This window comes from Albidovulum aestuarii (genome assembly GCF_029961185.1).
Lineage (GTDB): Bacteria > Pseudomonadota > Alphaproteobacteria > Rhodobacterales > Rhodobacteraceae > Albidovulum > Albidovulum aestuarii.
On record NZ_JASBQQ010000003.1, the window covers coordinates 39,977 to 62,923 of the forward strand.

Consider the following 22,947-nt stretch of genomic DNA (forward strand, 5'->3'; position numbering starts at 1 on the left):
GTCTCGTCTCCACCTGTCATTCTGTGCCCTGGCGATCAGTGCCGGGCACGGGATCGTAGCCCGATCCACCCCAGGGATGGCAACGGGCAATGCGCCGGGCGGCCAGCCAACCGCCTCTTATCGCGCCGTGTCGCTCCAGCGCCTCCAGCGCGTAGACGGAACAGGTTGGCTGATACCTGCAGGAATGCCCGACCCAGGGGCTGAAGACCAGCCGGTAGGCACGTACCGGGAGTGCAAAGAGATGGGCGAGGGGGGTCATTCCGACGATCCGTGAATATGCGCGAGGGCGCGTTTCAGATCGCGCTGCATCTCGGCGAAATCGCGGGTGGCGGTCACTTCTGGCCTGCCGATCAGCACATAGTCCCAACCGGGGCGGCCCTCGACAGGCAGGACCAGCCGGGCGATCTCGCGCAGGCGCCGCTTGGCGCGGTTGCGGGCGACGGCGTTGCCAACTTTCTTGGAACAGGTAAAGCCGATGCGGATCAGGCCTGCGTCCACCTCGTCGGCACTGCGTTCACGCGCCTGTAAAAGGAAACCCGGGCTGCCGCGTCGACGGGCTTGGGCGGCTTTCAGGAAATCGGAGCGTTTCGACAGGACCGCCAGACAAACGGAAACCGCCGGTGGCGTCTCCGTGCCCCGGCCCAATTGGCCTTGCACGGGTGCCTCCGGCGGTGTCATGTCTTTGACTTTCCGTCTGGCCTCAGGCCGAGAGAACCTTGCGGCCCTTCGCGCGGCGGGCGTTCAGCACCTTGCGGCCACCCTTGGTGGCCATGCGCGCACGGAAACCGTGCCGACGGGCGCGGACGAGGTTCGACGGTTGAAAAGTGCGCTTCATCGCTGCAACTCCGGTACGATGGCCCAAAGCCCGGACGGGATTCGAAGGCCGGTATCATTCGAAGCCCGGCTATTAGACGGGCGATGGTGGCAAGTCAACTCGCACCGAAGGATTTTTTCCGCCCATGACCACTTCCAGGATGATTCGACGGCAGAGGGCATGTTCCGAAGTGACAGAGGTTTAATCCGCTGCAACGAATGCTTATTCTTGTAGTGACGGCACGATCACAAGTGAATTTCATTCGGGGCACGGCCCAGTTCGGCAGATCAGGGGAACGAAACCAGCCATGCTGTTCAACACGCTGTCAGGCCGTTTCCTGCTCTTGACGGCCGCCTTCGTAATGCTGGCCGAGATCCTGATCTTCGTGCCTTCGGTCGCACGATTCCGCGAGGACTATATCATGTCGCGGCTTGAGCGGGCGCAGATCGCCTCGCTGGCGCTGCTCGCGACGGACGGAATGATCGACCAGAATCTTGAACGGGAACTTTTGGCCAATGCCGAAGTCTATAACGTCGTCCTGCGCCGGGACGAGGTGCGCCAGCTTGTCCTCTCATCACCGATTCCCGCGCCGATCGAGCGGAGTTTTGACCTGCGCGACGCCCCGGCATGGGAGCTGATCCGCGATGCGGTGGCCTGCCTTGCAGATCCACAGAATCGGGTGATCCGGGTAATCGGTGCGCCTGTACGGCAGGCGGGCCTGCTGATCGAGGCGACAATGGAGACGGCGCCGCTTCGCGCGGCGATGATCGAATACGGTTTGCGTATCCTCGGGCTCTCGGCGCTGATCTCTGCGGTGACGGCGGCGCTCTTGTTCCTCGCCGTCCGGCGGTTGCTGGTCACGCCGATCCGGCGCGTGGTCAGCCACATGTCGGTCTATGCTGACGCGCCCGAGGATGCTCGCCGCATCATCGAACCTCAGTCCAAGGTGGTTGAACTGCGCGAGGCGGAAGAGGCACTGCAAAGCATGCAGCACCAGCTGACCGGGGCACTCAGGCAGAAGGACCGGCTGGCCCAGCTTGGCAGTGCCGTGGCCAAGGTCAGCCACGACCTGCGCAACATCCTGACCTCCGCCCAGCTCTTCGCCGACCGGATGGAGACAAGCGACGACCCGATGGTCAAACGTGCCGCGCCGAAGCTGGTAAACTCCATCAGCCGCGCCGTGGGCCTCTGCGAATCCACCCTCGCCTTCGGCAAGGCCGAGGAACCGCCGCCCACGCTCACGCGCTTCATGGTGTCGACGCTGATCCGCGATGTCGTTGAAAGCGAAAAGCTCGCGGCTGGCGAGAACGACGTCGAGTTCGTGACGGATGTCCCGCAAACCCTCGCGGTTCGGGCCGATCACGAACAGCTCTATCGGGTGCTGACCAACCTCGTGCGCAATGCCCGTCAGGCAATCGAGGCCACGCGCGCCCCCGGAACGATTGAGATCAGTGCGGGCGAAGAGGAAGAAGGCTGGTGGCTGCGGGTCGGCGATACGGGCCCCGGCCTGCCGGAACGGGCGCGCGAACATCTGTTCCAGCCGTTTCAGGGTGGCTTCCGCAAGGGTGGGACAGGGCTTGGCTTGGCCATCTCGGCCGAACTGATACGCGGCCATGGCGGGCGGCTGGAGCTTCTCCGGTCCGACGCGGAGGGAACCGAATTCGTCATCCATCTGCCGCGTGATCTCGTGCCCGGCCTCGCGGTGCCGACCACCCGCACGGTCGCAGCAACGGAAGCGTGACCCTTCACCGGTTTTGCCCTTGCAATGCCCCGCCGGGGTCGCTAAATGCCACCGCACGCACCCGTAGCTCAGCTGGATAGAGCACCAGACTACGAATCTGGGGGTCAGGAGTTCGAATCTCTTCGGGTGCGCCAATAAATTCAAAGGCTTAGGCGGAAGCGCCTGAGCCTTTCCTTTTTGCGGGCTACCACCGGGCTACCACCGTGTGCGATTTCGCGAGGTTTCTAGCGCAGGATTGGCGGCAGGAAAGAATCAACAATCCGCGCGCCGGGAAAGCGCAGACGGGGAACCCGTCGCGTAAAATTTGGCTTTTCGCAATTCCGTGAAAAAACGGGGTCAGCCTCAGCATCAAACTCAAAACCGGAAACTCAGCGATCCGCGCTCGCAGATGGCCACTAAGATCGGCCTTGCCGCTCTGATCTGACATAGCCCAGGCCGGGCGCTGGGCGGTGCAGGAAAAATGGGAAGCTACAAAAAGCGTGTTACCTCTGTTACCTTGTTACCAATACATGTAACTATATGTTTTTAAACACTATTACTCGGCATTTTTGGTAACAGGTGAGGTAACGCGCCCGTCCGCTCTTGTTACCTTCCGCGAAGGCAAAAAATTCCTCAATTCCCTCTCTCTGAGGCGCGGAAAGTGCCGAAACCGCGACCCCCTATACACAGAAAAAACCAATAAAAATACGGCTTTAGCTAAAAATTCCCTATTGACAAAAAAAATCCCCACATGCGAGGGGTGCGGGTCTGCGGCTCGCGGCCCCGTGAACTTTTGACCCGCCCCCCCCTTGCCGATGTAGCCCCAAGTTTGCACCAAAACCCTGCCTTACTGCGCCCAAAATGTATCCGTAAGGAGCTGGCGAACGGTGCGCGATCGACCACCCTGCGGATTTCGCCAGGAAAGCACCAGATCCGGTATAAAGTCGGACCAGAAGGCGCATGATCCCGTTGCCTGAAGCCTGACCGCGCTACGCAGGCGAAAGTCTGTGCATTGGCGAACTCGATTATTCCGGCAGCTCGCAGTTTAGGCTTTGGGTTTCATTTAGCTGCACGAAACACATGCGCCTTGCGCCCCCGTATACGCCTAAACCCCGGAAGGACCCAAAGGGGGTTTAGGGCGAGGCGCGGACGGCCCGCAAGCAGCCGGTCGTGCCGGGTTTCGTCTACTTCAAGGATATGTACGGTTGATCTTGGCGAAGCGCCGGGGGAGGCCACAGCGGCGCGACAAGAACTTGCCCCTGCCGGGGCGTGGGGCGCTGGCAGCGGCAGATCAGAAAGTAAGATCGAGACAGGCCAGCCTGCACAGCGCTGTGTGGCCTTCTCGGGCGCAGGCTCAGCCAGGCAGAAAAGAGGGCGAAATAGCAAAGCCCCACGCGCTGGGAGGCGACGCAGGGCTTGCAGGATGACGGGGCGGACAGATTAGACAGGCCGGTCTCCCAGTATGGCAAGGGCGTTCTCGGTAAGGAGCTTCTGTTGGGGATCGCCCCAGAAGTCGAGGCCATTGGCCACCACGATCTTGACCGCTAGACCATGAACCGTTCCGGCGCGGGCATTCATAATCATATCCTCGATTTCCCAGAGGCGCTTTTCACCACTCTTCCAAAGCGCGGAATCCATGCTCATGGTCTCGCCGTCCAGGTCAGACTTGAGCGCTCGCCATTCCCGATAGTGGCCCAGCAATTCACCATCCGCCACCGCCGCAGCAGAGGCCATGCAATCAAGATCGCGAATGGTGACGGGGCGGTCATAGGGATCGGGTTTCATCGGTGGGTTTCCTTCGCGATGCGGGATCAAGCGGCGCGCGCCAGAGCGGGGCGCTGGGCGGCTTCACGGGCTTTCGCCTCGGCCAGCACTGTGCGGAGCGCGGAAAGCTTTTGCATTCCATCCCAGCCGAGGCGATCAGCGTTTTCCATCGCGACGATTTGGGCGCGGATGCTCTCGACCGAGCGCGCGGCCGTGCGGGCCGCTTCCTTGGCCTTCGCCCATGCCTTGCGCAGCGCCGCAGCGAACAGGCTGCGCAGCTGGTGGCGGGCATAGCCCAAAAAGGTAAACACGTTCTTTGCATCAGCCCAGGCGGCTTTCAGGATTTCGGAGCGATTGTAAGTCATTTGCTTGCCCTTTTGTTTGTGTGCTGTTAGCATAACTATGGGGCTTATAGCATATGCTGTCAACCCATTTAGTATGCTAACAGCACAAAATGAGGTAAGCATGACTCCTGAGCAGTTCCGAATGGCCAAAGCAGCGCTGGGCGTGAGCAACCCCGAGTTGGCCGAATTGACCGGGCTTCATCGAAACACGTTGAACAAGCTCGACAAGGGCGAGGGGAAAGTTTCGACGGTGCAGCTTGTGCGCCTTACCCTAGAGGCCAAGGGCATTCAGTTCCTTGAAGGCGGGCAGGTTGCCGCCGGGCCGGGCGTTGCCATCGGTGAACGGGGTGCCGAATGAGCCTCTTTGCCACGCTTTCCAGCAACGAGTTGATTTCGCTTGGGGTCTCTGGCGTATCTTTGGTTGTGTCGGCATTTCTTGCCGGCTGGACGGTCTATCGTGACGTAATTCAGAAGCCGAAGTTTCGTGTAACCATCGGCGTGAAGAAGGTTCATCAAGGCGGTTTGCCGGAAATCGGGCCGGACATCTACATTGAGGCGCTGAATTTAGGACCGCTTCCAAATCGGATCGGCGTCCCGTATGCAACGCCTTCATGGTTTAGAAGAAGAGTGCTTCGAAAAGAGGCAGCATTTATCGGATACGACCACCGACATATAGCCCATACTGCGACGGGCCAACGGGTGGAAGTCGGAGACAGCGCTACGTTCGTCCTGCCTTTGGATAGCGAGTTCATAGACGAACCGAACTTCAGCCGGATTGGCGTAAGCGACGGTTTTGGACGGGTTCACTGGTCAACTCGCGCAAACTATCGGCGCGCGCAGGCGGATGTGCGTACTAGCCGTGTGCGAGCAGAGAAGGTTTCATAACAGTGCCTATCAGCTTCCACCCGCGCGCCGGGCAAATCCTTATGTGCGACTTCAGAGGCTTCCAAGTGCCGGAAATGGTCAAGGTGCGACCCGTCATGATCATATCCCCAAGGCTTCCGTATCGTGGAGACATTGCCGCCATCGTGCCGTTGAGCCTGACAGCACCGCTTCACAACCTTCCGTTCAACGTGCGTCTGTCCCGAAACTACAACCCGCTCGAAGCCGATGATTTGCCGGTCTGGGCGAAATGCGACATGCTGATGAACCTCAGCATTCGGCGGCTGGAAGGCTTCAAGGTCGGACGGCGTAAGTGGGAAACTCCGCAGGCGACCGGGGAAGATCTGAAGGCGGTTCGGGCAGGCATACTTGCCGCGCTGGGCTTTGCCGCTGGTGGGGAGTGATCACTCGCCACTTGATTTAGTCACGAGTAAGCACTAATTACTAGGTCGTATCCCGGTCATCGGGCTTTAAGACCTAGAGCACTAGGCAGGCTGTTCAGCGAACGATGACAAGTTCAGAGCAGCCTAGATATTGTCAAAGTCCCGAAGCCCCGCCTCGTGCGGGGCTTTGTGCATAGTGGGGAGGCGTAGGAAAATGCCTGAAGACATTTGGGACATTCGACGCAAGGCACCGGCCCACTTCTGGGCAAAGGCGGACAACGCCCGGTTTGCTGCATACGTCCTGAGCCATCAGACAGCCCTGGCGCAAAAGGCAGCTTCGGCGGAATCGGGATACATGGCCAGCACCGGGATTGCACTAACTGAAGGGTTCCTGAGGGAAAGCTCCATCGCGATGGAGCTGATCTTAAAGGCTGCGATCTTAGCACTGAGCGATGAGGTGCCGCCGCCGTTCACACATGACGTACCTCGGCTTTGGCGTGAGGCGAAACTGCCGAAACCATCCCGAGACGACAGTTACCGGTTGCAGGAAATGGCGATGCTGCTGGATTGGTCCGGCCGTTATGGCGCGCCACGGTCAAACGAGAAGTTGGAGAGGCAACTTGCCGATCTAAAGCGGTTTGAACGAACCGAGAGACTTGGGACGCTCAGAATCCGGAAGAATATCGTTCTGACATGGGAAGACTTCGATCGTTTGTATCAAGTCGCGGCCGCGGCCTACTTCGAGCGCTTGGACAGCCGAACGCCATAAACCTTGCGTGCATGCGCTTCCGCCTCTGTCCGGCTCATACCGCCGTCATACTCCATTATCGCGGCGCGCTCTTCGGCCAAGTCGCGGGCAAGGGCCTTATCCTTGTCGGTCGCACCCACCGCCCCCGGAGAGACCGCGCTAGGCACTTCGCCAGAAGTGGGTGAAAGGCGGGCAAAAACGCGCCGCAACGCCGCCCAATCCGGTCCCCGCTCAGTCATCGACCACGCCATCTTCGCCCATAAGCGCTGCATAGTTCAGTTGATAGAGCCGCACTGCCGTCTTTTCGCTCGGCACCTTGAAGGGCTTAGACAGCGCCGTGATCTTCTGGCCCTTTTGCGTTACCTCATGGCGGACGATCACACCTTCATCGGCGAGCCCGGCCAGAACAGCATTGCGATCTAGACCGGCCAGAAGCTCGGCCACTCCCGAAGCGTGAAGGAAAAACACCGGGGGCGCATCGGGCTGTTCCTCATCGCCGCGCTGCACATAGCCAATCGCGTTCGTCCTTACCACTGTACGCGGATCGTAGCGCCAGGGCAGGAAGCGGCTGTGTCCGTCGACCTCTACAGCCCGCCTGATCCGTGCTTGCGCGTCTGCGACTTCGCTGGACCCAACTCCACCCCGTTCCGCCAGCCAGTCACGAAAGCAACGCATGGCTGCTTCGGCCGCCACGCCTTCTGGCCAGCCTGTGATGCCCAGCGCCGAGGCCAATTCGCCTGCCGCCGCCACCAGGGCGAAGCGATCCGCCACCCTGCGCACCTGCCCGTCGGCGTTGGACGGCACCGCTTTCACAGTGAAATCCTTGCGAAGCGCATCGATTCCATCCCGCATCCGCGCCAGATCTGCCACGACATGCTTCAGGAATTCGCGCGCTGCTGTGCCGTAGGTTCGCCCCGCCGCCGCCTTCAGCGACTGGGCAAAGATCGCGGCATCAGGCACGCCATGCAGATCCTCAAAAAGACCGAGGCCAGCCCCGGCATCCGCCCTCAGGTCGATCACGCGCACTTCCATGCCCGCCGCGATCCGCCCACCGGCTTCCCTGATCTTGTCCGAAAGGCCCATTTCGCCGTTCGACAGGAAGATAAGCCGCCACTCATGGCTCTTGCGGGCCTGCCCCTCCCGTCCGGCGCGGGCCTTGCCGACGCCGTTGCCGAGCATATAGGCTGCGGCCCCGGCCGCTTTCGGCTCTACCTGAGACAGCTCGTCCAGACACAGGCAGGCGTCCTTGTGGAGCGCCGCCAGCGCCTCAAGAGCATTGTCCGTCGCCCGCCAGCTCTGAACATATCCCCGGACGCCGCCACCGCCCCAGACAGAGCCCGCCACGGCCAGAACCGTTGACTTGCCGGTGGACGAACCGCCGCGAAAATGAAAGCCGCCGCCGTCCTCGCCCTTGAGCGCTAGGAGCGGCGCGGCGAAGGCAGCCGAGATCGCCAGCAGCAAGCGGGAATTGCCCAGCGCCCGCGCTGCCACCTCATTGCGCCATTCCTCAAGTCGGCCAGAGAGATTCAGCGCATGGTCAAGGCGCTCGACACTTTGAAGGATAACCCGCTCGGCACTGGCGTCCGCGCTGATTGTCTGATCCGGAAACACGTAGGCCGAACCGTGCCAGCCGATGCTCGGCACACATCGCGCGCAATCCTCCGGATCTGCCGAGATCAGATATTCCATCAGCCAATCGCGCCATTTCCGGCCGGCGCCGGGTACAGGCTCCCAGCCGAGGCGAAGTAATTCCGCGCGAATACTCTCCCCCGATCCAGCGAAGAGCGCCGCAGGCATTGCCCAATGGTGGGCTATGCCGTCCCGGTCCACCACTTCCAGCAACCGGCCGTGATCTTCGCTGTCAACCGTCCTTGTCCGGGCGAGGATTCGCAATTCCGACCCGAAGGCGACCCAGCGTTTCTTTGTCTCGCCGTCCTGCCCTTCGCTTTCCACCTCGCGCCATATCTGCCCGGCGTCAACCTTGAACGGGAAGAAGCGAGACCTCTTGCGCTGGGCCTTCCCGTTCCGCCCAGCGCCGCCTTTCTTCGCCTCCGCCGCGGTTTTTGCATTGATCACCTGGGCGGCAATCTCGTCTTCGCCGCTCATGCGTCACCCCGTAGTACATCGTTGAAATCTGCCCCCGGTTTCGGCGGATAGATCACCGAAACCGCCCGGCCTTCAGCTTCCAGCCGCCCGGCCGTCACCTCAGCCGCCGCCAATCCCGCCTCGTCATGGTCGGCGGCGATGATTACGACCTCGGCCACGGGTAGCGGCGGCAGGATCAGACCTTTCAAGCCTGAGGTCGAGAGGGTGGCCCAGACGGTCAGGCGAGAGGCTCGCGAAATCGATAGAGCGGTCTCTATCCCCTCAGCCAGAGCGATGACCGGGCCGTTCGGTCCAATGCGCACAGCGCCACCTGCGGACGGTCCTAGCATCATCTTGGCGGGCGTTACCTCGGCCTTACCGCTGCCATCGGGCCGCAGATACGTGCGATGGATGCCCAGCGCCTCACCTTTCGGACCCCTTATCTGAGCCAGCATGGCCGGCAGATGCACACCCGAAGGTGTATGCAGCGCAGCCGGATGAAAGCGCAGCGTGGCGCGTAACTTGGCGAAGCGCAGGCCATGAATTCCCCTTGCCTCAAGATAGGTTTGCGCGGGCGTTCCTTCGCAGTTTACGCCTGCTGAGAAGAGATCGTGGGCAGTCTTCAGGCGCTGGACTTCCTTTCGCCGAACCTCGGCCCGCTGCCGTTCCGCCTCCGCCGGATCTGGTGCGGCGCTGGGCAAGCCCCGGCCCTCGATCAAGTTAAGGTTCCGCAGCTCGTTGAGAACTGCACAGCCGGATTTGTGGCAATGCACCAGAAGTCGCCCGCCGCCGTCGCTCAGTGAAAGGGCGCGCTGATCGCGGCGGCCTTCAGGCTGGCAGATTGGGCAGGGGGCGAGGCCAGAACCATGCCGCCAGTCGCCGCCTAGCGCTCGTGTCACGCGCTCGGCCTCGGTCATTCCCGCGATCCCTTAAGTGCATTTTCCAAACGCCGCCACTCGGCCAGGGCCGCGCGAATTCCGTCAACCTCGACCATGAACAAGCGCCAAGACGCGATTTCCGACCGGATGAATTTGACCTTGGGGAAGAGCGCGGCCCGATTCATGGCTGTCGCCCCGTCTTCGGTATTGTCCCCGCCTTCCGGCGTGTTGGTCGGTAAGACCTTTCCCGCCAGTTCGGCCAGTTCGGCGCTAAGGGTCGCAATTTCGTCGTGGGCTTTTTCCGCCAGTTCCCGCGCCTCGGCGGCTTCAGCGGAGGCCGCTTCAACGTGCCGTCGGACGCTCTTGCCGTCCCACCCCTCTGGCCCGCTCATTTCGCCACCTCTTCCGAGGTGGAATTTACACGGCGGGCCTCGATCCAAGCGCGCAGATCGGCCACCCGGTAGCGGACAGAACGGCCGATCTTGACCATCGGCGGTCCGTCGCCGCGTACGGCGGAGACCTCAAGAAAACGCCGCGACAGGCCGAAATTCACCTCTACTTCGGCACGGGAAAGCAGCCGATCTGAAGAAATAACTTTGTCTTGCATGGTTTCGCATCCTTTTGCCAGTTGACGTTAGGCAAAGGTGCAGACGCGGATCCGAGTTGAATAGGCAGCACGATTTCAAATCGTGCGGGGGGTTTAAATAAGTGGCTAGCTCAAAGACACGCCTTCAGCGCTGTCACCAGATCGTTGGATTGCAAACACCGCTTCCATTTTGCAGTTCCGGACGCCTTCCAAGCCTCCGGAGCGGCACCTGTCCATATACGATCGCGGGCTCTAAATCCGAAACCGCAAGCCTCTAAAGCGGCCATTGCGTCATCCAGTCTCATCTTAACACCAGGGTGCGCGGCAGCCATCTGACGGATAGCATTCATAGCTCGGGTTTCTTGCCCCACCGTTCCAAGCATAGAGCTCGACCTGTCTATGATCTGTTCGGCAGCATCTTTGGCTGCTATGAATCGAAGTGGTGAAAACACCTCGATCCGATCAATCCATGACGATCCAGAACGGCCCGGAAACCGAAACTGATCAATTTCGAAGTGCGATGCGTTTAGATTAACCACTTTCCCATGACGTTCCCCAAACGCGAGGAAACGGCCATCAACGATAAATCGAACCACTAAACTGAACATCCTACGCCCAAATTCTTTGCGTGGGGCGATCGACAAGGGCTCGCCGTAGCCGGAATCGAAGCGTTCAACTGTGTCGGGGAACATCTCGTCAATCATGTCGGGCAACAATCCGACTCTAACTTCAATCAGGTCGCAGAGCGCCCGCCAGGGCTTCTCACTGCGGGTCCAAGGAAACTGTTCTTTCCCACGAGCTAGATCGTTGGCCAGCGCAGATCGCACTTCTTCAGAGACCTCACAGACCGGAAATTTCACCTTGGCAGGTTCAGCCACAAAGGTGGCGAAGTCAGCGGAGATTTCGCGCTCGCGTCTCCGCATTTCATTGCGATCTTCAGTGTTACAGGTTGCGGCCTCAGGCCGATAATCCGTCATCTTCTTGTCCGCGAGAAAGGTAGCAATCTCGGCCGAGACATCCGGTAATTGCCGCCTTTCAAGATCAGTCTGGAGCGCATCCACACGATCCAGTATCTCCCTAGAGTGGTCGGACAACTCGGCTCTTAGAGCCCCACTCGTATCGCGTACCATTCGAATCGGAGACATGTGGCGCACCCCTCGCAAGGCCCTCGCACAGAGGTGCGCGCGGCAGCGGGGTGCGAGTTCGCCCGCGTTCGGGGATCAGCCTAGCCGCGCGGTTCGATAGTAGGTTCAGGCACGATGAAAATGCAAGGTAGCAAGTCTGGCTAGCTACAACATCTAGTGTTGCGGAAAGTGCGCAAAAACTACCCGATTACGCGCTGAAACGCCCAACGCCGCCGACGGGCTCAATTGCGCGGAATTGCCTTTGCTATCATAGGCTCACATTTGCGGTGGGTTACGGTAACAAGATCTGAAAATCTGTTTCCTGTGGCTTCGAAATTTGTTACCGGAAAAACAACTAATTATCATTGGGTTAGACGGAAAGGTAACGAGGTAACAGAGGTAACGCCATTTTCAGGCACAGACAGAAAGAGCAACGGCGAAAAACACGGCGAGCGACCACAATATGTAGTCAACCCGCCCAGCGCTGGGCGATCACCCTTTCCGGTGCAGCGGCACCACTTCCGCGCCACCTTCCGGCCCCTTCAGGTGAGAGGCCAGGACTCCGCCAACCTGATCGGCTGCGACCTTCAGAGGATCGGTGGCGAGGTGCGCATAGCGGGCCGTGGTTTTCACGTCCTTGTGCCCCAGCAGTGCACCGATGATCGGCAAAGATGCCCCGCCCGCGACCATGACAGATGCGAAGGAATGGCGCAGGTCATGCAAGCGCACATCCGGCAGTCCGGCCACCTTTCGGATAATGCCCCAAGGATCTTTCAGGTTCACCAGCGGGGTTTCCGGATCGCTGTAATCACCGCCCCGGATTACGTAACCCTTTCCATCTGGCGGCATGTCGAGCCCACGCAGGACCTCAAGAGCGGCAGGCGGCAGCATCAGCGGCTTTCGGCCGGTCTTGCTGTCCGGCAGGTTAGCCCGGCCCGCCTGCCAGTCGATCCATTCCCAGCGCAAACCGAGGATTTCGCCGCGCCGCGCACCTGTGAAGATCAGAAGCCGGACTGCCGCCACCGCCCACTTGCTGACGCGCACAGATTTGGCCTTGCCGTCCTCAACGATCGTCAGTTCGCCGCGCTCGGCATTGCCCAGCGCATCGCCCAGGACGGCAAACTCGGCTGGGGACAGGAACCGTTCCCGAGCGGTTTCCCGGTATCTCTCCACCTCATTGCAAGGGTTGGAGTGCTTTTCGCGGTAACCCCACGTCTCTGCCAGCGAAAAGGCTTTGGACAAGGCGGAGCGGGCACGGTTTGCCGTGGTGGGCGTCTTGGCGAGGCGGGCATGAAAACGCGCAACGTCCGCTTCTGTCACGTCCGACACTTTCAGCTTGGCGAGGGCGTCCGTGCAGATGATCCGATTCACCAGGTCCGCGACATAGGCGGCAGTGCTGGCCTTGTTCCGCACCCGCACATGGCTTTCCAGATATTGCCCCATCAGCTCGGCCACGGTCGGAGCCTTGCGTTTGTCGATCTTATCGCCCGCAGGGTCACCACCGGCTGCAACCTCGGCCGCCCAGCGCTGAGCAATCTCGCGCGCCTGATCCGGCGTCACAGCGCCATGCTGCCCGATCACGCCCCAGCGCACCCGACCCGCTCGGCCGCCGCCGACGCGATACTTCAGGACGTAGCTCTTACCGCCAGTCGGCCCAACGCGAACACCAAAGCCCGGCACGTCGGTATCCCACGCCACGTAACGGGAACCCGTCGCCTTCAGGGCGTCCACAGTACGCTTCATGATCTTGATGCTTACGGCCATCTCTTTTCCTTGCAGGCTACCACCCGGCTACCACGGGGCTACCACCGAAGGCGAAACTTCACGCAACCCCATGCAAGATAGATGAGGTTTAAAGCCCTGCTTTTCAAGTGTAAATGTGGCTTCATGCAATTCGGCGCAAGATGCGGAAAATTAACAACCCTAAGACTACGAATCTGGGGGTCGGGCGTTCGAATCGCTCCGGGTGCGCCATCCCCCCCGGCTTGGCAATCTCCTTGGGATCCGAAGCGCGCGCCGTCTGGCCCGTGAACCGGCCTTTAATCAACCGTGGCTCTACGCGGCAAACGCTGCTGCCGCGCAATCAGGGGTTTTGCCTGAGTCCGGCCAATATGCTGCGGCTCAAACCGGATTTGCGGCCACGGTCAGGAAGGTCACGCTTTCCGTCGTGACCGATTTCACGCCGTGCCGCAGTTGCGCATCGAAACTCAGACAGTCGCCCGGTTCCATATCGAATGCGGTTCCTCCGCAAGAATAGATGCATCCGCCCTCAACAACGGTCAGCAGAACATATCCGCGCGCAAAGTAAGTCGGGTGGGTTCCGTTCTCGGCCCTTCGTAGGGTGACCCGGGCGGCGGAGAAATTCATTGAATTGTCGTTGAACTTTGCCAGAACTCGGTAGTCATGGATATGGTCGGGTGCAAAACGCTTTGCGACCAGACCTTCGCCCGCCTTGACGAAGTGGATATCGGCGGTCTGGATCGTGTGCTGAAAGAATGAGATCACCGGAACGGAAAGCGCCTTCGCCAGCGCCTCCAGTGTCGAAAGCGAGGGCGAGACCTGTGCGTTCTCGATGCGCGAGATCATGGCCGAGGACACGCCGGAGGCGCGGCCAAGGTCACGGATGGCGAGACCGGCGGCCACGCGCTGTCGCCACACTGCAAGCGCCACCGCGCCGCCGATACCCAATGGGTCCTGAAACGCTACGATCTCTTCAGGGGCATCCGCGCTGTCGGTCATCTGCCCTCCGTTCCGTTTCCCGCGCGACCAGCCGTAACATGGCCCTGCCGAGCCATGAAACCGGATTTATCGCTTCGGCGCCCCGGCGGGATGCCCCCCGCCATTGTCCTGCTCTGCATTGATTGGCAATCAGGTACTGGCACGTCGAAGGCTCTCCTCGAACCAATCGGCATAACTCCGATCCACCGCAATCTCGTATCCGGCCGCAATCCTGCGGGTCGCTGACCGGATGCCAAACGCCTCCGTCCACGCCGCGCCGTCCTGCGGAAAGATGTCGGGATGAAGGTCGAGCGGCGTGACGACCGCCATGACTTCGGTCGCATCGGGGCCCGTGACGGCAAAGAAGGTCAGCGTGTCGGATACAAGAGTGACAGAAAGGTCATCAGGCGCTTGCTCTGACCGAAGTGCCTTGGCCAGCGTCGCTTCCTCGGCTAACGCCGCCATCAGCAGCCAGCGATCGGGACCCGTCCAACAAAGACCGCGACCGGCTGCTTCCATCCGGCTGTTCGGCCGGTCCGGGAAGGGGGGCAGCGCCGTGCCGCACCACGCCGCAAGCGCCGTTGCCGTGCCCTTCAGATCGAACAGGGCGCGCAGTGGAAGGCGGGTGATGGTGACGTCGTATGGCATCAGGACCGCAACCTTTCGCCCTTGGGGTCGTGGAATATGGGATCGCAGAGTTCCACCTCGATCACCTCATCGGGCAGTCGCACATGCGCCCGCCCTCCGATCCGGGCACGCCCGTCGGTCAGCAGGGCAAGACCGAGCCAGCGGTTTTCCACGACGGACCAGACACAGGCGGTGACAAATCCCTCTGTCGCCTCCTTTCGCCCGCCCGGCGTCAGAGGCGCGCCTTCGGGCACCTGACGGTTCGGATCGAGCGGGCGGATGCCCACCAGTTCCCGGCGTGGCCTGCCCGAAGCGCGGCGCAACTCCACTGACCGTTTGCCGATGAAGTCGTCCTTCTTCTTCGACATGACCCAGGACATGCCGAGGTCATGGGGATCGACAGTGCCATCGACCTCGTGGCCCAGCGAAAGAAACCCCTTCTCGACCCTCAGCACATGGTTCGCCTCGGACCCGACCGGCGCGATACCGAAGGGCGCACCCGCCGCCATCGCGGCCTTCCACAAGGCAGGCAGGTCGCGGGGACGGACATTCACCTCGAACGACAGCTCGCCTGTGAAGGATACTCGCACCACCCGCGCGGGCAGATCCGCCACGTGACCGTCTCGGAAGGCCATGAAGGGGAAAGCATCGGGTGAAAGGTCGATATCGCTGCCCATTGCGGCCATCACCTCGCGCGCCTTCGGGCCGCAGATCGTGGCATTGGCCCATTGGCTGGTGACATTGGTGATCTTCACCCGCCAGTCCGGCCGCTCGATCTGCAGAAGCTTTTCCATATACTGCCCGACCGCATCGGCATTGCCGGTGGAAGTCGATATCAGGAAACGGTCCGGCGCCAGACGGAACGCCACGCCATCATCGAGAATGAGGCCATCATCGGTCAGCATCAGGCCGTAGCGTCCATTGCCGACCGTCAGGCTGGACATGACATTGGTATAGATCCAGTCGAGGAAGGTGCCCGCATCCGGTCCCTTGATCTCGTACTTACCAAGCGGCGCGCCGTCATAGATGCCGACGCCCTCGCGCACCGTTCGCGCCTCGCGGTTCACCGTGTCCTGAAAGCTTTCACCCGCGCGCCGATAGTAACCCGGACGCCGCCAGCGCGCGCCGGCCTCGTACATCACCGCGCCGTTGTTCTTGTGCCACCGGGTCAGCGGTGTGTGCCGGTAGGGCAGCACGACCGGCCCGGCCCGCCTGCCGGCGATGGCGCCGAACTCGACCGGGGTATAGGGCGGGCGGAAGGTGGTGACACCAACCTCATCCGGTGACTTGCCCTGCCGCTCGGCCACCGCCCCGATGATGTTCACATTGCCGGTCTTGCCCTGATCGATCCCCATGCCACCGGTCGTGTAGCGTTTGACATGTTCGATATTGGAATAGCCCTCACGCAACGCCAGTTCGATATCGGCGACCGTCACGTCGTTCTGGATGTCGAGAAAGCTCTTCGCCCCCGCGCCCGGCGCGGTCCAGAGGGGCGAGACCGTGTAGGGCAGGTCATCGGACCCGGGCAGCTCGGGAACCTGCCCTGACCGTCCCAGATCGCCAAGCGCGGCGAGCGCCGCTGCCACGCCTTCCTGTAAAGCGCGGTCCAGTTCCATCGCCCCGTTCGCCGCCCCAGCAGCCCGCACCGCCTGCGCGGGCGCGTCCGGCACGAAGGTCGCCAGTCCTTCATTCCACGCGATCTTGCTGCGGGACTGCGAGTAAAGATGAACGGCCGGATTCCATCCACCCGAGACGGCGAGCAGATCGCAATCGAGCTGCCGGTCCGCGCCGCCCCGGATGGGAGCAACCGAAACGGCGCGAACCCGGCGACCGCCCCTAACCGAGGTGACTGCCTGTCCGGCCAGAACCTCGATCCCCGGCACCAGTGCCCTTGAATGGTCAGGAACGCCATCACGCGCATCTACGATTGCGGCGACCTCGATCCCCGCCCGCGCGATGTCGGCGGTGGCTGCATAGGCGCTGTCGTTGTTGGTGAAAACCACCGCCCGCCTGCCGGGCGGCACCGCCCAGCGGTTGACATAGGCCTGTGCGGCCGAGGCGAGCATGACACCGGGGCGATCGTTGCCCTGAAACACCATCATCCGTTCGATGGCACCGGTCGCGGTGATCACCTGCCCCGCCCGCACCCGCCAGTTACGGCCCAGCAGAGAGGAGTTCGCGGGCGCGCGTTCCTGCACCATCATCAGGTTGTGCTCGCGATAGGCCCAGACGGTCGCGTTCTGCAGATGGATGACATTCTCCATCCCGGCCAGTTCGGCGACAACTGCCGCAACCCAGTCCAAGGCGGGCTGGCCGCCGAGGGTCAGACAGCGATTGAGCAGCGCCCCGCCGGCCTCTGTCCCTTCATCCACGATCATCACCCGCGCGCCCGCACGGCCTGCGACCAGGGCCGCCATCAGCCCCGCCGGTCCCGCCCCGGCGATCAGCAGATCGGTATGGGCATGGCGCGCCTCATAGGCGCCCTGCGGCGGCTCCTTCGGCGCGGATGCCAGCCCGGCTGCACGGCGGATCGACGGCTCATAAAGGTGCCAGTCGGGCCACTTGAACGTCTTGTAATAAAACCCTGCCGGGATGAAGCGGGCAGCAAGCTGGTTCGCCGCACCAATGTCGAACCGGGCGGATGGCCACGCATTCACCGACCGTGCGACCAATCCCTCGGTCAGGGGCACCGTGGTGGCGGGTCGGTTGCCTGAGGCAGCGTCGCCCTTCAGCTCCACGAGTACGGCTGGCTCCTCGACACCCGCCCCCATGACGCCACGCGGCCGGTGGTACTTGAAGCTGCGCGCGGCGATGCGCACGCCGTTGGCCAGCAGCGCCGAGGCCAGCGTATCACCTGCAAAGCCCTGATAGTCCCGCCCGTCAAAGCGGAACCGCAGGGGCCGCGACCGGTCAATGCGGCCACCTTCGGCCAAGCGGTACGGGTCAGCGGCCAAGGCGCACCTCCGTGATCTCATGCGTCACGGTATGGCGGCAGATCGTCAGCCATGACCCGCAACCGCGCGCATGCCACCAGCGCTCCTCAACCAGACCCATCGGATTGGGCGGCACGGTCAGCCAGTCGACCCAATCGGCATCGCTCACCGCTGCCGGATCAGACGGGCGCGGGGTCAGGGCCGGGCCGCCGAAGCTGAACTCGCTCTCGTTCCTCGGGCCGCAGAAGGGGCAGTCGATCAGCAGCATCGCTTTACCTCGCCGTCGTCGTGCCGGTCTCGACCACATAGTCGAGATTACGGAAACGGTTCAGCCCGAAGGGCGCGACCAGCGGGTCGGGTCGCCCGGTGGCGATCAGATGCGCGAGGCCCGCACCACCTGCCGGGATCGCCTTGTAGCCACCCCACCAGCCCGCGCTGACGATCAGTCCCGGGATGTCGGTCATGGACACAATCGGGCTCGCATCATGCGCCATGTCGAGATGCCCGCCCCATTGCCGCATCAGCTTCAGCCTTGCGAAGGCAGGAAACAGCTCCAGCAGTGCCGAGACCGTATCTTCGAAGACCGATTGCTTGATATCGCGGCGAAAGGACTGGCCCAGATCCGTCGCCCCGCCGATCACCAGTTCACCCTTGTCCGACTGGCTGAGATAAACGCCAAGATCCGGGCAGTTGACGATGACATCGACGACAGGCTTCACCGGTTCCGAGACGAAGGCCGTGAGGTTGATGGTGCGGAGCGGCAGCCGCAGACCCGCCGTCTCGGTCAACGTCGTCGTGTGGCCCGACACGGCCAAGGCCACGGTCTTTGCCCGGACCGTGCCGCGCGGCGTCTCGACGCCTTCGATGGCGCCGTCCGGGCCGCGCAACAGTCTCGTCACCGGTGTCTGCTGATGGATCGCCACGCCCATCGCACTTGCCGCGCGGGCATAGCCCCAGGCGACCGCGTCATGGCGGTTGACCGCCGCGTCTGTATGGACTGCGGCGCCAAGGATCGGCAGGCGACTGTCCGGCCCGCCGCCGGTCAATGCAGGCACCCGGCGGCGCAGTTCGGCGACCGGGATATCCTCATAGGTCGAGCCGTAGATATCCATGATCAGCTTTCTGCGGCGGCGGTCGCGCACCATGCCCCAGGTCTGCAGCACATCGACCATCGTGCGCTTCGAATGCATCATGTTGAAGTTCAGATCACGCGTGAGACCGTCGAACATCGCCACCGATTTGACGTAGAAGGGGATCGACTCGTCGCGCATGTAGTTCGACCGGATCGTCACCGTATTACGTGCGACATTGCCGCCACCCAGCCAGCCGGCCTCCAGCACGGCGACATCGGTCAGCCCGTGCTCCTTCGCTAGATAATAGGCCGCCGCCAGCCCATGCCCCCCCGCTCCGACAATGATCGCCTGATACCGGTCCCTGAGCGGCGGGCTCTGCCATGCAGGCGCCCAGCCCCGGTGACTGCCAAGAGCGTGACGGAGAAGCGACAGGGCGGAATAGCGTTGCATGATGGTCATACTATTTACTAAGAAACAAAATAATGGCAACGAAAATGCGGTGGGACATTCCCATCCCTGCCCACCCGGGCGATCCCGGCACGGTCCTGTTTGACCGGGGCTACCCCTCACCGGAGAAGTGGCCTGCCGGTAGGTCGGAACTCTGTCCCATGCAGTGCGGGTTCAATCGTTCCCAGAGGGAGATTCGGCGAAGACCCGGGTGTTGATCCGTCCCTTAGGACATTCCTGCAACAATTTGAGTGTATCGGTATTTTTCGAAGCGGAATGCCATGGAATGGTCAAAATGACTCGGATTAGATGCAACAAAAGATTGTATCGAAGGAGTCTTCAAAATGGGATTTACGGAAGCAATTCGCACCTGCCTGCGGGAAAAATACTTTACTTTCAAAGGTCGAGCATCGCGGTCTGAATATTGGTACTACACGCTCTTCATGTTTCTTGTGTGGATGGTGCTGGCTGCGGCGTTCTTTGGCCTCGGCGGATTTGATGCAGTGGAAACGCTTGAATTCACGACGATGAACTACGTTGTCGGCGGTATCGCGTTGATCGTGTTCGTCGGCCTCTACATCCCGTCTATCGCCGTAATGGTGCGCCGGTTCCACGACCGGAACCTGTCAGGCTGGTGGGTTCTGGCTGTGTTTGTCCTGAGCAACATTCCCTATGTCGGATTTCTTGTCAGTATCGCCAGTCTGGTCATAACGGTGTTGAAGGGCACCGATGGCGACAACCGGTTCGGGCCTGACCCGCTGAGGGTTCAGAACGGTGCGGAAGTCTTCGCCTGACCAACTGTTGCGCTGCATCAGCCTGTTAAGCTTTCTGGTGGCGCTGGTCATGTCGGCCAGCGCTGCAACCGCTCAGGGTCAAGGTCCCGACTATGCTGTCGTTGAACGCGTCGCCGCACCGCGCAGCGAGGGTTGGAACGCCTACCGTGAAACCGCCACCCGAAATGGCGCGCAGAGTGCAGCCGATTATGTCAGCAAGCTCGAAGGCCGCCTGGCGACAGGCAAGGCAAGGGCCAGCCGCGCACCCGCCGATCTCGGAGGTGGTGATCTGAATCTGGGCGGGTTCGGTGTGTTCCTCGTGGTTGTCGTCCTGATCGCGGCACTGCTGCTCTGGCTCAAGTTCGGCGGGTCCGGTGTTCTTCTGGCCCGCGCGCCGGGCGAGAGTGCAGAACGTCAGGATGCCCCGGCGGGCTGGAATATCGAGCCGCGCGACAATGCGGGCACCACTCAGGATCTTCTCGACCGGCTGGCCGCGATGCAGGACCGGAGTGCCGCGCTCGTGCTTTTGCTGCGTCACTGCCTGCTGGCGGCGGCCACGGCGACCGGGACCCGGTTCGCGCGGTCGGATACCGAGCGGCGCGCCTTCCGCAGGCTACCGGACCGCTGGTCGCACCATGGCGGGCTGGAGACGATCCTGCGCCGGACAGAGCTGGCACATTACGGCGGACGTCCGGTCGCCGAGGACGTGTTCCAGAATGCGCTGGCTGCGGGTCGGGTCATTCTCGACGCCGGAAAGATGAGGGCGCCCAGCCATGTCTGACGGCTCAACCCATGGTGGCCGTGACAAGACCTCGCATGGTGCGGTCGTCTTCGTGGTCGGGCTGGTGATTGCGGGCCTTGTCCTGCTGACCCTCTTCGGCTCGGGCGCCGGTGACCGCGCTCTCGACCGTTCGCCTGTCGGAATGCGGGCACTCGGCGCCTGGCTGCAACAGGCGGGGCTACCCGCGCGCATATCGCATCCGCGCCTGCATCCCCGGGTCGAAGACCTCGGCCTTCGGGTCCTGCCGCTCTACGATATCGACCTGGAATACGAGGACGATCCCCCCGAGTCGCTCGAAGAGCGGATGAACAACGCGTCGTTGCGCGACATCGACTTGGACAATTTCACGACCAAGATCAGCGAGATACCGACAGTGGTGCTGCTGCCGAAATGGCGCGGCGCGATGGTCGAGACCGGGATTGCGCATGAGCAATCCCTGATCCCGTCGGGCGCGTTGCAAAGACTCAAGAAACAGATCGGGCTGGAAACGGCTGGCCTGCATCGCGGCGGCCCACAATTTACCGAGGTCGAGGTGGCGCCGGGGCAGACGATTGCCCTATTCCACGCGCAGACCTTCACCGCCAGCACCCTGCCGAAACACTGCCGGCCGGAACTGAATTTCGCGGGTGGCGTGCTGATCATGGCCTGCGATCAGGAAGAGGCGGCGTTTCCAGTTTATTTCGTCGCTGACCCGGACCTTATGAACAATCACGGGCTGGGGATCGCCGACAATGCCGGTTTCGTGCCGACCCTGCTTAAACGGTTACGCGGCGATGCGGACCTGCCGGTCTATATCGACAACAGCCCCGACCTTCTGACGACGATCGAACGCGACGACGAGCGGCAGGACTATTCCCGCGGCTATGAGGAATTCGCGCGATTCTTCGACTATCCGTTCACCGTGTTCTGGGCGGCGTTGCTGATGGTGCTGGCAGTTCTCTTTTGGCGCGGAGCGGCGCGGTTCGGTCCACTGGACACCGGCGAACGCTTTGCGGTGGAACGATCGAAACGTGCCGCGATAACCGCCAAGGCGCGGCTCTTGCGGTTGTCGGGCAGCGACGGGCGCATGGTCGCGGATTTTGTCCGCTCCCAGTTGAACGACCTCGCGCTGCGCAGTTTCGGCGGTCAGCCAACGCAGGATGCCGAACGCCGCTTCCTGACCCTGATCGCCCGGCGCGACCCTGACCTCGCGCGCGACTTCGGCGCATTGGCGGATGACCTGATGCAGAATGCCGCCAGGATGCCCGAGGCCCAGCTGCACCGAAATCTCGCCCATTATCATTCCCTTCTGAAAAGAGTGGTGACCATCCATGGATCTGTCTGAATTTCAATCTCTCGCCGACGATATCCGCGGCGAAATCGGCAGTGTCGTTCAGGGCCAGAGACCGCTGATCGACATGCTGCTTGTTTCGGTCTTCGCCCGCGGCCACTGCCTACTGGAAGGACCGCCGGGGACCGCGAAGACGCTTCTGGCGCGGTGCCTTGCACAGGTTGTTGACCTCGATTTCGGGCGCGTTCAGTTCACGCCCGACCTGATGCCCGGTGATGTATTGGGGGTGAACCTCTTCAATTTCGAAACCAATGAGTTTCGCCTGACCAGGGGCCCGGTCTTTACCGACATCCTCTTGGCCGACGAAATCAACCGCGCGCCGCCGAAAACGCAGGCGGCACTCCTGCAGGCGATGAACGAACGCGAGGTGACGATCGACGGCACGACCCATGCTCTCGGCACAGACTTCTTCGTGATCGCCACGCAGAACCCGATCGAACAGCATGGCACCTATCCGCTGCCCGAGGCGCAGCTCGACCGGTTCCTCTTCAAGCTCTTGGTGGATTTCCCCGACCGGCAGGCCGAGATCGACATCCTGAAGCGCAGCGCAGGCCTGCCGCTGGATGCCGACAGCGGGCGTAAGGAACTGCGCAAGGTGATGACGCGCGCGACGTTGCGGGCGGGCCATGCGCTGGTCGATTCGATCCGCCTCGACGAAACCATCCTGAGCTATATCGTCGATCTCGTCCGCGCGACGCGGCAGGATGGTGAGATTCAGCACGGCGCCTCCACACGGGCGGCCAACGCGATTGCCGGGGCGGTGCGGGCAAAAGCCGCGCTTGATGGGCGGGATTATGCGATTCCGGACGATGTGCAGGCACTGCTGATCCCGGCGCTGCGACACCGACTGGTGCTTGGCCCAACGGCGGAGATCGAGGGCCGAACCACGGACGACGTGCTGACCACGATCCTCAGCCGCACCGACGCGCCGCGCTAG

26 protein-coding genes and 2 tRNA genes are annotated in these 22,947 nt (G+C 62.0%); 11 read left to right on the forward strand and 17 right to left on the reverse strand.

All coding sequences use genetic code 11. The annotated features are described in order from the left end of the window. Nucleotides 1-16: 16 nt before the first annotated feature. The 3 genes from yidD to rpmH are packed head-to-tail and all read right to left on the reverse strand — an operon-like array spanning nt 17 to nt 835. On the reverse strand, nt 17-259 hold the full coding sequence (gene yidD, locus QKW60_RS08220) for a membrane protein insertion efficiency factor YidD (protein ID WP_282367914.1): 243 nt from the start codon (nt 257-259) through the stop codon (nt 17-19). Then, nucleotides 256-678: a ribonuclease P protein component gene (gene rnpA, locus QKW60_RS08225; protein ID WP_282367915.1), complete on the reverse strand. Its 423-nt coding sequence runs from the start codon at nt 676-678 to the stop codon at nt 256-258. The genes yidD and rnpA overlap by 4 nt, the downstream gene beginning before the upstream one ends. Before the next feature lie 22 nt (nt 679-700). Then, a complete protein-coding gene (gene rpmH, locus QKW60_RS08230; protein ID WP_128186791.1) occupies nt 701-835 on the reverse strand; it encodes a 50S ribosomal protein L34 in 135 nt (44 codons plus the stop codon). A gap of 286 nt (nt 836-1,121) precedes the next feature. Here rpmH and QKW60_RS08235 point away from each other — a divergent pair, with 286 nt between their 5' ends. Both QKW60_RS08235 and QKW60_RS08240 read left to right on the forward strand, forming a co-directional pair. After that, nucleotides 1,122-2,555, forward strand: coding sequence for a sensor histidine kinase (locus tag QKW60_RS08235; protein WP_282367920.1), 1,434 nt, complete (start codon nt 1,122-1,124; stop codon nt 2,553-2,555). A 57-nt stretch (nt 2,556-2,612) separates the two neighbouring features. Then, nucleotides 2,613-2,689 (forward strand) — tRNA-Arg (locus QKW60_RS08240). A gap of 1,285 nt (nt 2,690-3,974) precedes the next feature. On the opposite strand, the gene QKW60_RS08245 is transcribed toward QKW60_RS08240, so the two are convergent. Next, nucleotides 3,975-4,319, reverse strand: a complete 345-nt coding sequence (locus QKW60_RS08245; protein ID WP_282367922.1) for a hypothetical protein — start codon at nt 4,317-4,319, stop codon at nt 3,975-3,977. A 26-nt stretch (nt 4,320-4,345) separates the two neighbouring features. Then, nucleotides 4,346-4,663, reverse strand: a complete 318-nt coding sequence (locus QKW60_RS08250; RefSeq protein ID WP_282367924.1) for a hypothetical protein — start codon at nt 4,661-4,663, stop codon at nt 4,346-4,348. 100 nt (nt 4,664-4,763) lie between these two features. On the opposite strand from QKW60_RS08250, the gene QKW60_RS08255 reads away from it, so the two are divergent. The 4 genes from QKW60_RS08255 (at nt 4,764) to QKW60_RS08270 (ending at nt 6,676) form a co-directional block, all read left to right on the forward strand. Then, nucleotides 4,764-5,000, forward strand: coding sequence for a helix-turn-helix domain-containing protein (locus QKW60_RS08255; protein WP_282367926.1), 237 nt, complete (start codon nt 4,764-4,766; stop codon nt 4,998-5,000). Next, entirely contained in the window at nt 4,997-5,527 is a 531-nt protein-coding gene (locus QKW60_RS08260; RefSeq protein ID WP_282367928.1) for a hypothetical protein, read from the forward strand. The genes QKW60_RS08255 and QKW60_RS08260 overlap by 4 nt, the downstream gene beginning before the upstream one ends. 2 nt (nt 5,528-5,529) lie before the next feature. Then, on the forward strand, nt 5,530-5,928 hold the full coding sequence (locus QKW60_RS08265; RefSeq protein WP_282367929.1) for a type II toxin-antitoxin system PemK/MazF family toxin: 399 nt from the start codon (nt 5,530-5,532) through the stop codon (nt 5,926-5,928). Nucleotides 5,929-6,121: 193 nt separating this feature from the next. After that, on the forward strand, nt 6,122-6,676 hold the full coding sequence (locus tag QKW60_RS08270) for a HEPN domain-containing protein (protein ID WP_282367931.1): 555 nt from the start codon (nt 6,122-6,124) through the stop codon (nt 6,674-6,676). Here QKW60_RS08270 and QKW60_RS08275 read toward each other — a convergent pair. The 7 genes from QKW60_RS08275 to QKW60_RS08305 form a co-directional block, all read right to left on the reverse strand. Then, on the reverse strand, nt 6,643-6,894 hold the full coding sequence (locus tag QKW60_RS08275) for a hypothetical protein (protein ID WP_282367933.1): 252 nt from the start codon (nt 6,892-6,894) through the stop codon (nt 6,643-6,645). The two genes, QKW60_RS08270 and QKW60_RS08275, sit on opposite strands and share 34 nt — an antisense overlap. Then, a complete protein-coding gene (locus tag QKW60_RS08280) occupies nt 6,887-8,761 on the reverse strand; it encodes a DUF927 domain-containing protein (RefSeq protein ID WP_282367934.1) in 1,875 nt (624 codons plus the stop codon). The genes QKW60_RS08275 and QKW60_RS08280 overlap by 8 nt, the downstream gene beginning before the upstream one ends. Next, complete coding sequence (locus tag QKW60_RS08285) at nt 8,758-9,657, reverse strand: DUF7146 domain-containing protein (protein WP_282367935.1); 900 nt, start codon at nt 9,655-9,657, stop codon at nt 8,758-8,760. Before QKW60_RS08285 ends, QKW60_RS08280 begins: the two co-directional genes overlap by 4 nt. Continuing rightward, nucleotides 9,654-10,010 carry a hypothetical protein gene (locus tag QKW60_RS08290; RefSeq protein WP_282367937.1) on the reverse strand — a complete coding sequence of 119 codons (357 nt, stop codon included), beginning with the start codon at nt 10,008-10,010 and terminating at the stop codon, nt 9,654-9,656. Before QKW60_RS08290 ends, QKW60_RS08285 begins: the two co-directional genes overlap by 4 nt. Then, a complete protein-coding gene (locus QKW60_RS08295; protein ID WP_282367939.1) occupies nt 10,007-10,225 on the reverse strand; it encodes a helix-turn-helix transcriptional regulator in 219 nt (72 codons plus the stop codon). The genes QKW60_RS08290 and QKW60_RS08295 overlap by 4 nt, the downstream gene beginning before the upstream one ends. Nucleotides 10,226-10,335: 110 nt before the next feature. After that, nucleotides 10,336-11,298, reverse strand: coding sequence for a hypothetical protein (locus tag QKW60_RS08300; RefSeq protein WP_282367941.1), 963 nt, complete (start codon nt 11,296-11,298; stop codon nt 10,336-10,338). 522 nt (nt 11,299-11,820) lie between these two features. Further along, the gene (locus tag QKW60_RS08305) at nt 11,821-13,092 is read right to left on the reverse strand and encodes a site-specific integrase (RefSeq protein ID WP_282367942.1); all 1,272 of its coding nucleotides are present in this window, start codon (nt 13,090-13,092) and stop codon (nt 11,821-11,823) included. Between the two features lie 135 nt (nt 13,093-13,227). Between QKW60_RS08305 and QKW60_RS08310 the strand changes: the two genes are divergently transcribed. Beyond that, nucleotides 13,228-13,302: transfer RNA gene (locus QKW60_RS08310), tRNA-Arg, on the forward strand. 147 nt (nt 13,303-13,449) lie between these two features. On the opposite strand, the gene QKW60_RS08315 is transcribed toward QKW60_RS08310, so the two are convergent. The 5 genes from QKW60_RS08315 to QKW60_RS08335 all read right to left on the reverse strand — a co-directional run bounded on the left by QKW60_RS08315 (nt 13,450) and on the right by QKW60_RS08335 (nt 19,129). Next, nucleotides 13,450-14,067, reverse strand: a complete 618-nt coding sequence (locus QKW60_RS08315) for a helix-turn-helix domain-containing protein (RefSeq protein ID WP_282367943.1) — start codon at nt 14,065-14,067, stop codon at nt 13,450-13,452. A 129-nt stretch (nt 14,068-14,196) separates the two neighbouring features. Next, a complete protein-coding gene (locus tag QKW60_RS08320) occupies nt 14,197-14,694 on the reverse strand; it encodes a sarcosine oxidase subunit gamma family protein (protein WP_282367945.1) in 498 nt (165 codons plus the stop codon). Continuing rightward, nucleotides 14,694-17,627 carry a sarcosine oxidase subunit alpha family protein gene (locus QKW60_RS08325; protein ID WP_282367947.1) on the reverse strand — a complete coding sequence of 978 codons (2,934 nt, stop codon included), beginning with the start codon at nt 17,625-17,627 and terminating at the stop codon, nt 14,694-14,696. The genes QKW60_RS08320 and QKW60_RS08325 overlap by 1 nt, the downstream gene beginning before the upstream one ends. Then, the gene (locus tag QKW60_RS08330) at nt 17,617-17,874 is read right to left on the reverse strand and encodes a sarcosine oxidase subunit delta (RefSeq protein WP_282367948.1); all 258 of its coding nucleotides are present in this window, start codon (nt 17,872-17,874) and stop codon (nt 17,617-17,619) included. The genes QKW60_RS08325 and QKW60_RS08330 overlap by 11 nt, the downstream gene beginning before the upstream one ends. Before the next feature lie 4 nt (nt 17,875-17,878). Beyond that, nucleotides 17,879-19,129, reverse strand: coding sequence for an FAD-dependent oxidoreductase (locus QKW60_RS08335; protein ID WP_282367949.1), 1,251 nt, complete (start codon nt 19,127-19,129; stop codon nt 17,879-17,881). A 341-nt stretch (nt 19,130-19,470) separates the two neighbouring features. Here QKW60_RS08335 and QKW60_RS08340 point away from each other — a divergent pair, with 341 nt between their 5' ends. The 4 genes from QKW60_RS08340 to QKW60_RS08355 are packed head-to-tail and all read left to right on the forward strand — an operon-like array spanning nt 19,471 to nt 22,947. After that, nucleotides 19,471-19,920: a DUF805 domain-containing protein gene (locus QKW60_RS08340; RefSeq protein ID WP_282367950.1), complete on the forward strand. Its 450-nt coding sequence runs from the start codon at nt 19,471-19,473 to the stop codon at nt 19,918-19,920. Between the two features lie 7 nt (nt 19,921-19,927). Then, the gene (locus QKW60_RS08345) at nt 19,928-20,680 is read left to right on the forward strand and encodes a hypothetical protein (protein WP_282367951.1); all 753 of its coding nucleotides are present in this window, start codon (nt 19,928-19,930) and stop codon (nt 20,678-20,680) included. Continuing rightward, nucleotides 20,673-22,004, forward strand: a complete 1,332-nt coding sequence (locus QKW60_RS08350) for a hypothetical protein (protein WP_282367952.1) — start codon at nt 20,673-20,675, stop codon at nt 22,002-22,004. The genes QKW60_RS08345 and QKW60_RS08350 overlap by 8 nt, the downstream gene beginning before the upstream one ends. Continuing rightward, nucleotides 21,991-22,947, forward strand: coding sequence for an AAA family ATPase (locus QKW60_RS08355; protein WP_282367953.1), 957 nt, complete (start codon nt 21,991-21,993; stop codon nt 22,945-22,947). The genes QKW60_RS08350 and QKW60_RS08355 overlap by 14 nt, the downstream gene beginning before the upstream one ends.

What these genes read in the sequence shown, in the direction of transcription:
- QKW60_RS08245 (WP_282367922.1), bottom strand. Translation starts at nt 4,319, where the DNA reads ATGAAACCCGATCCCTATGACCGCCCCGTCACCATTCGCGATCTTGAT.
- QKW60_RS08350 (WP_282367952.1), top strand. Translation starts at nt 20,673, where the DNA reads ATGTCTGACGGCTCAACCCATGGTGGCCGTGACAAGACCTCGCATGGT.
- QKW60_RS08330 (WP_282367948.1), bottom strand. Translation starts at nt 17,874, where the DNA reads ATGCTGCTGATCGACTGCCCCTTCTGCGGCCCGAGGAACGAGAGCGAG.
- QKW60_RS08340 (WP_282367950.1), top strand. Translation starts at nt 19,471, where the DNA reads ATGGGATTTACGGAAGCAATTCGCACCTGCCTGCGGGAAAAATACTTT.
- QKW60_RS08250 (WP_282367924.1), bottom strand. Translation starts at nt 4,663, where the DNA reads ATGACTTACAATCGCTCCGAAATCCTGAAAGCCGCCTGGGCTGATGCA.
- QKW60_RS08305 (WP_282367942.1), bottom strand. Translation starts at nt 13,092, where the DNA reads ATGGCCGTAAGCATCAAGATCATGAAGCGTACTGTGGACGCCCTGAAG.
- QKW60_RS08315 (WP_282367943.1), bottom strand. Translation starts at nt 14,067, where the DNA reads ATGACCGACAGCGCGGATGCCCCTGAAGAGATCGTAGCGTTTCAGGAC.
- QKW60_RS08335 (WP_282367949.1), bottom strand. Translation starts at nt 19,129, where the DNA reads ATGCAACGCTATTCCGCCCTGTCGCTTCTCCGTCACGCTCTTGGCAGT.
- yidD (WP_282367914.1), bottom strand. Translation starts at nt 259, where the DNA reads ATGACCCCCCTCGCCCATCTCTTTGCACTCCCGGTACGTGCCTACCGG.
- rpmH (WP_128186791.1), bottom strand. Translation starts at nt 835, where the DNA reads ATGAAGCGCACTTTTCAACCGTCGAACCTCGTCCGCGCCCGTCGGCAC.
- QKW60_RS08270 (WP_282367931.1), top strand. Translation starts at nt 6,122, where the DNA reads ATGCCTGAAGACATTTGGGACATTCGACGCAAGGCACCGGCCCACTTC.
- QKW60_RS08260 (WP_282367928.1), top strand. Translation starts at nt 4,997, where the DNA reads ATGAGCCTCTTTGCCACGCTTTCCAGCAACGAGTTGATTTCGCTTGGG.
- QKW60_RS08275 (WP_282367933.1), bottom strand. Translation starts at nt 6,894, where the DNA reads ATGACTGAGCGGGGACCGGATTGGGCGGCGTTGCGGCGCGTTTTTGCC.
- QKW60_RS08235 (WP_282367920.1), top strand. Translation starts at nt 1,122, where the DNA reads ATGCTGTTCAACACGCTGTCAGGCCGTTTCCTGCTCTTGACGGCCGCC.
- QKW60_RS08295 (WP_282367939.1), bottom strand. Translation starts at nt 10,225, where the DNA reads ATGCAAGACAAAGTTATTTCTTCAGATCGGCTGCTTTCCCGTGCCGAA.
- QKW60_RS08255 (WP_282367926.1), top strand. Translation starts at nt 4,764, where the DNA reads ATGACTCCTGAGCAGTTCCGAATGGCCAAAGCAGCGCTGGGCGTGAGC.
- QKW60_RS08285 (WP_282367935.1), bottom strand. Translation starts at nt 9,657, where the DNA reads ATGACCGAGGCCGAGCGCGTGACACGAGCGCTAGGCGGCGACTGGCGG.
- rnpA (WP_282367915.1), bottom strand. Translation starts at nt 678, where the DNA reads ATGACACCGCCGGAGGCACCCGTGCAAGGCCAATTGGGCCGGGGCACG.
- QKW60_RS08290 (WP_282367937.1), bottom strand. Translation starts at nt 10,010, where the DNA reads ATGAGCGGGCCAGAGGGGTGGGACGGCAAGAGCGTCCGACGGCACGTT.
- QKW60_RS08280 (WP_282367934.1), bottom strand. Translation starts at nt 8,761, where the DNA reads ATGAGCGGCGAAGACGAGATTGCCGCCCAGGTGATCAATGCAAAAACC.
- QKW60_RS08355 (WP_282367953.1), top strand. Translation starts at nt 21,991, where the DNA reads ATGGATCTGTCTGAATTTCAATCTCTCGCCGACGATATCCGCGGCGAA.
- QKW60_RS08320 (WP_282367945.1), bottom strand. Translation starts at nt 14,694, where the DNA reads ATGCCATACGACGTCACCATCACCCGCCTTCCACTGCGCGCCCTGTTC.